This is a genomic window from Paraburkholderia ribeironis, assembly GCF_900019265.1.
GTDB lineage: Bacteria > Pseudomonadota > Gammaproteobacteria > Burkholderiales > Burkholderiaceae > Paraburkholderia > Paraburkholderia ribeironis.
Map to the genome: position 1 here is coordinate 1 of NZ_CYGX02000186.1, position 1,298 is coordinate 1,298.

Below are 1,298 nucleotides of genomic sequence, written 5' to 3' on the forward strand. Positions count from 1 at the left end.
TTGCGTAGCTACCCGGCAGCCAAGGCCGAGATCCCCGAACTGGCGAACGTCAAACATGTGTTCGTCAAGGCGGCCGCGCGGGTCAACAACCGTGCCGAAAACAGCCATCAGCCCACGCGCAGGCGCGAACGCCAGATGCAGGGCTTTCGCGACCCGCGGCGCACACAGCGGTTTCTCTCGATCTTCGGTCCTATCCGGCAGCACTTTGCTTTGCCGCGGCAACGGATGAATGCCGGACGCCATCGCCCCGAACTGAAGGCACGTCTGCTCGCATGGCAGGACTGGGCGGACGTGAAAACGGCTAATGGACATTAATAAGGAAACCGTACGTTCTCCACATGGATCGAACGGTCCATCTCAAGTTGACAAAGCCCCACACGTCGATGTAGCGGTGAATCAGTTTGCGGTTATCCGGCGTGTCATCCAGCAGGTACATCACCCGGTCGTACTGCACCGTCAGCGCATTTGAGATCCTGCGCGGCACACGGTAGGCCAGGATCTGCCGCAGATCCTCGTCGTCGCGCAGCGGCCGGTGCGCATCGTAGTCGCTCCTTGGTGGCTTGCCGAACCGCCGGTTGAAGTCGGCGATGAAGGAGGGCGCATACGCGTTCGCTGCTTCCCGCGTGCTGATGCCTCGCAGTCTCAACTCCTTGACGAGGCGGTCCTGCAGCGTCAGGTGCGCGCGCTCGACGCGTCCCTTGGCCGGGCTGCTGTTGGCGCAGAACGTGTCGATGTTCAGTTCGTACAGCGCGCGGCCAAAGTGCGTCACGCTGCGACCGGTCTTGCTGGCTGCCGTGCTGCGAAACACGCTGGCTTTATCGCTGTACAGCGCGACCGGCTTGCCATGCGCGCCCAGATAACTCGACAGTGCTTCGAAATAGCTGAAGGTCAACTCCGTCGCCGTGAAGTGCAACGTCATCAGCCGTCCGGTCGCGTCGTCGATGAATACGAGCAGCGTGCACGCCGGCGCCCGGTCCTCGAACCAGCGGTGATCGCTGCCGTCGATCTGGATCAGTTCGCCCAGACAGGCGCGCCGCGCGCGCGGCTGGTACACCTTCGGCGGCCGTTCCCTGCGTGGCACCCACAGCCCCGCGGCAATCATCAGCGTGCGCACCGTCTCGACAACCAGTTCGATGCCATGACATTCCCGCAGCTTCTCGCGCGCCAGCGTCGGGCCAAAATCCGCATAGCGTTCGCGGATCAGCGCCAGCGCCCGCTGCGCCTTGCCAGCAGGCAGCTGGTGGTTGCCCGCACGTCCACGCTTGCCTGACACCGGCCCCCCCACGCCGGCCGCGGCC

Annotated in this window: 2 pseudogenes; one reads left to right on the forward strand and one right to left on the reverse strand. The window is 64.2% G+C overall.

Annotation, left to right across the window (positions count from 1 at the left end):
- Positions 1-315, forward strand: a pseudogene (locus BN2475_RS33045) (IS6 family transposase); the annotation flags it as partial.
- 28 nt (positions 316-343) lie between these two features.
- On the opposite strand, the pseudogene BN2475_RS33050 reads toward BN2475_RS33045, so the two are convergent.
- Positions 344-1,298, reverse strand: a pseudogene (locus BN2475_RS33050) (ISNCY family transposase); the annotation flags it as partial.